The sequence below is a fragment of the Binatus sp. (SeqCode) genome (genome assembly GCF_035272065.1).
GTDB lineage: Bacteria > Desulfobacterota > Binatia > Binatales > Binataceae > Binatus.
In genome coordinates this window covers 1-8,130 of sequence record NZ_DATEQZ010000110.1, presented here as the reverse complement: position 1 = coordinate 8,130, position 8,130 = coordinate 1, and the positions used below count along the sequence as shown (strand labels likewise).

Below are 8,130 nucleotides of genomic sequence, written 5' to 3'. Positions count from 1 at the left end.
AAAATAATGGAGGTGCTGCAAGCACCAATGTTGGCTTCGTGAGCGAACTGCTTGCGGGGGGCGATAGCCTCGAATACTCGTGCTACATCCCCGGGTCTGAAAACGCGACGGCGGCGCGGGTGGCGCTTGTGCCCGGATGCGCGTCGGATTGCGATGCGTACATCGTCGGATCGACCCAGAGCACGGCAGCATCGGACGGGTTCGTAGAGGTTAACGGTCTACAGACCGAACTCGCGACCGGCGAGGGCGGCTTGAGCAACGCGTTCATGGTGGTCGTGGGAGGGGACGGAGCCGGCAGCACGCCCGTCTATTCGACATTCTACGGCGGGACCGCGAATGGTAAGGCTGGCGATGCCGGCCTCGGCATCGCTGTCGCATCTGCGACAGAGGTGGCGATCACAGGCCTTACTTTTTCGGGCGCCGCCGGTGGGGTCAGCAGAATCCCTCTCAGCGCGCACCCGGCGCAGTCCACCTTCCTGGGCGGTGGCAACAAAACCAGCATGGCGTTCGTCGCCATGATCAATCCGACCGTGAGCGGTTCAGGCTCGCTGACGTACGGTACCTACTTGGGTGGCTCGGGTAGCAACAACAGTCTTGCGGGTGTTGCGATCGGCGACATTGGCACTGGAATCGTCATCGACGGATCAAACCTGTGGATCGCTGGAACGACGGCCTCGACGGACTTTCCTGTGAACGGCGTGGCGGGCGTCAACACGACGAATCCCCCGATTTTCAACACGAACCAGCCTGAGGCAAATGTGGGCCCGCCAGCGACGACAGGAATCATCACTGAGTTAACTCCCAGCAGCACCGCCGGACCTGGCCAGGTCACCTATTCGACGTATTTCGGTGGAGGCGGACTTTGTCTAGCGAACTTTTGGGGTGCCTATTCGGGACTGGAGACGCAATCGGCGCCATGGCCGAACACAACGGCATCGTCTATGTCACCGGTCTTACCACATCGGCCTTTGGGGGAGGCACATTCGATACCAGCAGCAATGCGTGCAAAACCACGAATACCAGTGCCGGCATCCCGTTTACAGTCAAAGGTGTCGGGACCACAAATGTTCCCGTCACCGCGTTCGTATCCGCGATCGACACGACGCAGACAACAGTGAACGCGAACCAGGTTCCCTTTTCGACCCTGCTGGGCGGTTCGGGGACCGCGGACGTTGGGGGAGGGCTGGCATACGATTCGGGCGGAAATCAAATTTTCGTGGCCGGGTTGACCTATTCAACGGACTTCCCAACCACGCCGAACGCATACCAGTTCGCAAATAATGCAGCGGCTCAAACGAGCAGCAACGCGTTTCTAACGGTGCTCGATCCTGCGGGAAACACCTGTCCGACGCCGACCGCGACCGCGACTCCAACTGGATCGCCGACGCCGACGGCCACTGCGACGAATACCCGGACTGCGACGGCAACCCGCGACGGCGACAGCAACGGCTACTGCGACCAGGACCGCTACAGCAACCGCGACGGCGACCAGGACTGCGACGGCAACAGCCACTGCCACGGCAACCGCGACGGCAACCAGGACCGCTACGGCGACCGCAACGCCGACCGCGACCGCTACGCCGGGAGGCGGTCGCATCTCGGTGAACCCGAAGAAGCTGACCTTGAACGCCTCTCCCTCGGCGATAGCGACGGCAACCATCACGATCAGCAACACTGGCACGGGTCCACTGCACGTCACCGTTCCCCCAAAACCCCGCCGTTCACGGAAACGGGCGGAGGGGCGTTCATGCTCCCGGCAGGAGGACACGACAATCTGGTGATCACGTACTCGCCGAAGGCGAAGGGAAAGAGCTCCGACAGCTTCAAGATCACCAGCGACGATCCCACGCACAAGAAGGGGATCAAGGTGAAGATCAACGCGAAGTCGCCCTAGCTTGACGGGCCGCATCTAACCACCGCACGCACGCGAAGCGGCGAGCCATCAGGCTCGCCGCTTTAGCCTTGGCCCAAAATCCGGTCCCCGTTCGGACTCCAATCCCTCGCCCGTTATTTCACGGGAGAGGTTAGGTGAGGGTTCTGCGATTCATGCACAATCTCTCTCCAGTCCCCCTTCCCACTATGGGATGGGAAGGGGTCAGCGGTTAGGTTCCTTTCCGTCTCCTCTCCCTGTTAGGGAGAGGATGAAGGTGAGGGTCCTTGTACAGCGCGCATTTTTTGCGCGCGCGATTCAAGATTCTGTTTCTGCCGCCTTATCTCTCGCTTTTGGCTGGTCGGAAACATGACTATCTTCAGATTACTATTCCCCGATGCGGTCGCACCGAAAGCGCGTATCTGCCGCGCGCGCGAGTGAGGCGTACCGGCGCGGCGAACGCGTTCGACAGAGTTGCGGAAGTGAGTACTCGCGCGCGCGGTCCGGCCGCGAGCACGCGTCCCGCCTTGAGCACCAGCACGTGCGAGAATAGCGGGACGATCTCCTCGACGTGATGGGTGACCAGCACCATCGTGGGCGCGCCGCGGGCGCGGGCCAGGCGGCTGAGAAACTGGAGGAAGTGCTCGCGGGCGACGGGGTCGAGTCCGGCGCACGGCTCGTCGAGGATCAAGAGCCTCGGCGAGGCCATCAATGCGCGCCCGATCAGCACGCGCTGGCGTTCGCCCTGCGAAAGAAATCGCCACGGACGCTCGCGCAGCTCGCGGGCCTCGATCCGCCGCAGGATCGCGTCGGCGGCGCGGCGGTCCTCGTCGCGCATCTCACCCCAGTAACCAATCTGCGCGTAGCGTCCGCTAACGATGGCTTTGAGAGCCGTCTCGCTGTCTTCCATCATCTGATGCACGCTCGAACTGACCAGTCCGATGCGGGTCCTCAGCTCGCGCCAGTCAAACCGCCCGTAAGTCTCCCCCAGCACGCGAATTTGCCCGGCTGTCGGCGGCAGGTACCCAGTAAGCGCTCGCAGCAGCGAGGTCTTACCTGAACCATTGGCGCCAAGAATCGCCCAATGCTCCCCGCGCTCCACCCGCCAATCGATGGATTCAAGTATGACCGCCTCGCGCTCAACCCGCAGCGCGCTGACTTCGATCACGGCCGAACCAGACTTCATAGAGGGAGATTTCTAACAGCCTGATGTGTATGAATGCGAGGCGCGCATCTCTGTCTCCTCTCTCCCCGTCCGGTTCCCCTTCCCACCTGGGAAGGCTTTGTCATCCTTCCATGCGCTCGCGTTGCTCGCTTCGGACAGGATGACAGAGGGGGCGGTCGCGTTGCTTGCTTCTGGGCTAGGTCCATATATGACGAATGAGTCTCGCGTCGCTCGCTCCGCTCAGGATGACAAGCGCGCTCGCGATACTGCCGTGTTCAGGAAGACAAAACCCCTGCCATTAGCAGCGATAATCCTCCCGGTAGCCACAAAAGTTCAGGGATGAACTGTTCAGCCTTATGCAATTTCGAAGTGCGAGGCACAATGCGCCTCGATGGAACACCTCATTACACGCACCGGCGGTGAGAGCGAGACGCGGGCGGGCAAACTGATTCCTTCGTTCGTGATCGATACCGCCGGTGCGCCCGCCTCCGCGCAATCGCCGGAAGAAGCAACCGCGTCAGCGCCCGAATGGATCGAGCTGCTGCCGTCTGGCGTGTTTTATGGCCGCGACGGACGCGGGCCCTTTCGCCTCGACGATCCCGCGGCCGTGATCGCGTCCACCACCGCGATGCAGATGAACGCGGGCATCCCCATCGACTACGACCATGCCACCGACTTCGGCGCGCCCGAAGGACGCCCCGCTCCGGCAGCCGGATGGATTCGCGAGCTCGAAGTGCGGGGCGGCGCGGTGTGGGGGCGCGTCGAATGGACCGCGCGGGCGGCGAGTTCAATCGTGGCGCGCGAGTACCGCTACGTCTCGCCGGTGTTCCAGTTCGATCCGAAAGACGGAAGCGTGACGCGCCTGCTGCGCGCCGGCCTCACCAACAATCCAAACCTTCACTTGACCGCGATCGCGGCGTCGTGCACAGCGTCCGCCGACGCGAAGGACCAACGCATGGAATTTCCAACTCAGGAATTGCGCGAGCTGCTCAACCTCGATGGCGACGCGACGGTCGCCGACGTCGTCGCCAAGGTGCGCGAGCTGCGGAATGCAGGTGATGCTGCTGTGCCGGCGGTTGGCGCCCATGCGCACGATCCGGCGCATTACGTGGCGATTGCGGAGTTCGAGCGGACAGTCACCGAGCTCAACGCGCTCAAGGCCGAGCGCGTGCGCGAGCGCGCCGCGCATACGGTGGAAGAGGCGATTCGCGCGGGCAAAATCGTGCCGGCGCAGCGCGAGTGGGCAATCGCGTACTGCGCGGCGGACGCGCGCGGATTCCAGGCGTTCGCGGCCAAGCAGCCGTCGATCGTGGGCGAGAACCTGGGACTCGCCGGCGCGCCGCCGGCGGACCGGCGAGCGGGCGCGCTCAACGCGGCGGAACTCGCGATATGCGCGCAGCTCGGCCTCAATCATTCGGAGTTCATCCGACGCAAGCGCGGCCGCGCAGACTTCCTGAGCCTCGAACGCGCCGATGCCGAGCTCCGAAACGCGAAAATCCGCAGCAACGATATTCGAAACAACCAGGACTAACTCGCGCCGCGCGCGGCTCTGAAGGCCGCCGGCGCGCATCAACAAGGGTGAAAAGATGGCGGCTCTAACCAATGCGCGGAACACGCCCGAGATGGCCGATGGCGGCAGGATGCGCACTTACCCGGTCGAAGCGAACACCAACGTTTACCTCGGCGGGATGGTCGCGCTGAACGCGGCCGGCAACGCGGTGCCGGCCTCGGCAACTACGACCGTGGCCAACGCACTCAAAGTCGTTGGCCGCGCGGAATACGTGACGAACGGAATCCCGGGCCAGAACGCGATCAACAACCCAGGCGCGGCGGGCGCGATTTCAATCACAGCGCGCAAGGGCGTGTTCCTCTACGCGACCGACGGCTCGGTCGGCGCAGGGCAGGTCGGGCTGGTCTGCTTCTCGCTCGACGACAACAACGTCACCGCGACCGATCGCGCAAGCGGCGCGACCGTCCAGCAATACGCCGCGGCCGGAGTTGTGGTCGCAATCGATCCGAGCGGCCAGGTTTGGGTGGATTTCTGGCATCAGTCGACGGCAGCAGCGTGATGAAAATCTTCACGCAGAAAACGAAGAGAAGGATCAATTAGATGGAAATCAGTGCAGCGAATCTGACCTCATTGTTTACCGGCTTCGACGTCGTCTTCCAGCGCGGCTTCGAGAAGCCGCCGTCCTACTACGAGCAAATCACGAGCGTGGTCCGTTCGGCGTCGCGCCAGACTACCTATCCGTGGCTCGGCCGCACTACCAAGTTCCGCGAATGGCTGGGCGACAGAGTAATCCAGGCGCTCGAGACGCATGAGTACACAATAGTCAATCGGAACTTCGAAGATACAGTTGCGATCGATCGCAATGATATCGAAGACGATACCTACGGCGCGTACGAGCCGATCATCGAGCAGCTCGGGTGGGACACCAAGGTGCATCCCGACATGCTGCTGTTCGCGATGATCAAGGACGCGATCGCGAATCCAGGCGACGTCGTGGGCTTCGACGGAGTGCCGTTTTTTTCGGCGAGTCATCCGGTCGGCCTTATGGGCCAAAGCGGGAGTACGGCGGCGAATATCAACTCGAGCGGGTCGGGTGCGTATTGGTACCTCATCGATGCGTCGCGGGTGATTCGCCCGTTCATCTTTCAGCTGCGGCGCGAATACGCAGTGACGCGAATGACTAACGTCGCGGACGAGGCGGTCTTCAACCGGCGCGAGTTTCGCTACGGCGTCGATGGGAGCGCCAACACCGGAGTCGGGCTGTGGCAGCTCGCATACGCCAGCAACACCGACCTGAGCAATCCCACCAACTATGGGGCGGCGCGCGCGGCGATGAGAGCGTTCAAAACCGATGCGGGACAGCCGTTCGGCGCACTGTCGAGCCGCAGCGGCGTGTATCTGCTGGTGCCGCCGACGCTCGAAGAAGTCGCGCGTCAATTGCTGAACTCCGAGTTCATGGCCGGCGCCGGCGCGAGCGCGAACGTCGCGACTTCGAACATCTGGCGCAACAGCGCGGACCTTATCGTCAGTGAGTTCCTGGCGTAAGGACGCGGCGATGAATCCAGTTTCCCTGAGCCGGCGTGCCGCGGGTTCCCCGCCGGAGTGTGTGGCCACTCTCCGCGGGCGCAAATCAGTTGTCCGGCGCCCGCGGAGAGACCAGCCGGCGGAATAGTCACTTACGATTCGATGAGGTTACGACAGTGAGTTACGCTACCGCGCAAGACGTAATCAACCGATACCCTAATCGCGACCTTGTCCAACTGACTAATGAAGATCCAACCGCGACTACGGTGAACGATGTTCCTATCACACAGGCTCTCGCCGACGCTTCCGCGGAAATCGACGGATATATTGAAGGGCGCTTCGCGCTTCCGCTGACGGATCCGCCGGCGGTTCTGAACCGTCTCACGACCGACATCGCGATGTACCGGCTGCAGTCGCTGCGGCCGCTTCACGATCTTGAAGACGCGCGCGAGCGCTATCAAGACGCGATCGCGATGCTGACCAAAGTCGCCGCCGGCGAGCTCACGCTCGGTCTGTCGGCCGATGGCCAGGAGCCGCCGCTGGCGGACGTGGTGGAATCAGTGCAGGGGCCGAAGCGGGTTTTCGATCGCAGAAAACTGAAAGGCTATTGAAATGGGCGTCATGCTGGACGCGCCGTGGACCGGCGCAGTGTTCACACCGCCGACCGCGATCGATATCGCGACAATCGAAGATGCGATCGTCAATCAGCTGCGTTCGCAAATCAGCTCGATCGAAATCGCGCACTACCCAGACAACCCGGAAACGTGGCGCATGACGCATCGCGTGGGCGCCGCGCTGGTGATGTACAAAGGCGCGCAGTACGGCGAGTTGCTCGACACTGCGGCGATAATCCAGGAACGCAAACTCGAGTTCGAGATCGCGGTGATGATGCGCGACCTTGGATGGGCGGTCGGCGGCGACCCGTTGGGGCCGAGTCCTGGCGCGTACGGGATCATCGAGGGCATCCGCACAGCGCTGACCGGATATCAGATTGCGGGCTGCCGCAAGCTGTACCCGGTGCGCGAGAAATTCATAAAGCGCGACAAGCAGGGCGGGGTGTGGACGTACGCGTCGACGTTTGCGTTGAGCACGGTGGCGGTCGAAGCCTCGCAGCCGGATGATTTCCCGCTCTTCGTAAAAGGCGTCGCGCTGGAAGAAGGGGGGCAGACTTCGATCACGCTCGGTGCGGTGGCGTACACATTCAATTCGAGCCTGCAGGTTCAGCTTCCGAACGGCAACGTGTTTGCCGTGAGTATAACGGGGCCGGGCGGCGCGGCGCTGACCGAGGGTACGGACTTCACGGTCGATCGAGCAAACGGAACAGTCACAGCGATTCCCGGTGGCGCAATTTCCGCCGGCGAGACCGTTCAGATCGCATACGTATACGCCGAAGTGGCTATTGCAAGAACGGGCCAGAGCGAACCGACTAACTAATCGATCCAACTGAGTAAGGTGATACATGCCAGCCAGTTTCCTGCATGGAGTTGAAGTAATCGAAGTGCCTAACGGGCCGGTCCCCGTCACCGTCGTCAAGTCGGCGGTGATTGGACTGGTAGGGACGGCGCCGGCGTGGGCGGTGGAATCGCCGTCGGTCGTGGCAGCGATCAACACGCCGACGCTGGTCTCGTCGGCACTCGACGCGGCAAAGTTTGGACCTCTGGTTCGCGGGTACTCGATTCCCTACGCGCTGGCAGCGATCCAGGCGCAGGGAGCGGGACAGGCGATTGTCGTTAACGTGTTCGATCCCAGCCGGCATTTCACTGCGATAGCTGCGACCGCGTTCACCTTCAACGCGCAAGGAGCCATCAACCTCGGGCACATGGGCGTGTCGAACATGGTAGTCACTAGTAATCCGGCGGGTACTACGTATGCCGTAGGCACTGACTATACGCTGGACGCCGTGAACGGCGCGATCGCAATCGCGCCCGCGGGATCCGGAGGACATATCGCCGCCGGCGCGAGCGTGCTGATTGCATTCAACTATGCGGATCCGTCGAAGGTCGCGGACGCTGACGTCATCGGGGCGATCACGGGTGGCGTGTACACGGGGCTGCAAGCATT

General features: G+C 62.5%; 7 protein-coding genes and 2 pseudogenes. 8 read left to right on the top strand and 1 reads right to left on the bottom strand.

All coding sequences use genetic code 11. The features are described 5' to 3' along the window. Both VJX68_RS17635 and VJX68_RS17630 read left to right on the top strand, forming a co-directional pair. A pseudogene (locus tag VJX68_RS17635) lies at positions 1–1,118 on the top strand (hypothetical protein); the annotation flags it as partial. Continuing rightward, entirely contained in the window at positions 1,115–1,894 is a 780-nt protein-coding gene (locus VJX68_RS17630; protein WP_324097036.1) for an SBBP repeat-containing protein, read from the top strand. The pseudogene VJX68_RS17635 and the gene VJX68_RS17630, both read left to right, overlap by 4 nt. 355 nt (positions 1,895–2,249) lie before the next feature. On the opposite strand, the gene VJX68_RS17625 is transcribed toward VJX68_RS17630, so the two are convergent. Further along, the gene (locus VJX68_RS17625) at positions 2,250–3,056 is read right to left on the bottom strand and encodes an ABC transporter ATP-binding protein (RefSeq protein ID WP_324097035.1); all 807 of its coding nucleotides are present in this window, start codon (positions 3,054–3,056) and stop codon (positions 2,250–2,252) included. A 370-nt stretch (positions 3,057–3,426) separates the two neighbouring features. Between VJX68_RS17625 and VJX68_RS17620 the strand changes: the two genes are divergently transcribed. The 6 genes and pseudogenes from VJX68_RS17620 to VJX68_RS17595 form a co-directional block, all read left to right on the top strand. After that, the gene (locus VJX68_RS17620; RefSeq protein ID WP_324097034.1) at positions 3,427–4,566 is read left to right on the top strand and encodes a phage protease; all 1,140 of its coding nucleotides are present in this window, start codon (positions 3,427–3,429) and stop codon (positions 4,564–4,566) included. A gap of 55 nt (positions 4,567–4,621) precedes the next feature. Further along, positions 4,622–5,104 carry a hypothetical protein gene (locus VJX68_RS17615; RefSeq protein ID WP_324097033.1) on the top strand — a complete coding sequence of 161 codons (483 nt, stop codon included), beginning with the start codon at positions 4,622–4,624 and terminating at the stop codon, positions 5,102–5,104. A gap of 41 nt (positions 5,105–5,145) precedes the next feature. After that, positions 5,146–6,090, top strand: coding sequence for a Mu-like prophage major head subunit gpT family protein (locus VJX68_RS17610; RefSeq protein WP_324097032.1), 945 nt, complete (start codon positions 5,146–5,148; stop codon positions 6,088–6,090). Positions 6,091–6,245: 155 nt separating this feature from the next. Beyond that, positions 6,246–6,680 carry a gp436 family protein gene (locus VJX68_RS17605; RefSeq protein WP_324097031.1) on the top strand — a complete coding sequence of 145 codons (435 nt, stop codon included), beginning with the start codon at positions 6,246–6,248 and terminating at the stop codon, positions 6,678–6,680. 1 nt (position 6,681) lies between these two features. Beyond that, positions 6,682–7,503 (top strand): Gp37 family protein, encoded by an 822-nt coding sequence (locus tag VJX68_RS17600; RefSeq protein WP_324097030.1) that lies wholly within the window; start codon positions 6,682–6,684, stop codon positions 7,501–7,503. Positions 7,504–7,528: 25 nt separating this feature from the next. Further along, a pseudogene (locus tag VJX68_RS17595) lies at positions 7,529–8,130 on the top strand (phage tail sheath subtilisin-like domain-containing protein); the annotation flags it as partial.

Bases quoted from the DNA above. Each gene is read 5' to 3' on its own strand.
- VJX68_RS17625 (WP_324097035.1), bottom strand. From the start codon at position 3,056: ATGAAGTCTGGTTCGGCCGTGATCGAAGTCAGCGCGCTGCGGGTTGAG.
- VJX68_RS17620 (WP_324097034.1), top strand. From the start codon at position 3,427: ATGGAACACCTCATTACACGCACCGGCGGTGAGAGCGAGACGCGGGCG.
- VJX68_RS17615 (WP_324097033.1), top strand. From the start codon at position 4,622: ATGGCGGCTCTAACCAATGCGCGGAACACGCCCGAGATGGCCGATGGC.
- VJX68_RS17610 (WP_324097032.1), top strand. From the start codon at position 5,146: ATGGAAATCAGTGCAGCGAATCTGACCTCATTGTTTACCGGCTTCGAC.
- VJX68_RS17600 (WP_324097030.1), top strand. From the start codon at position 6,682: ATGGGCGTCATGCTGGACGCGCCGTGGACCGGCGCAGTGTTCACACCG.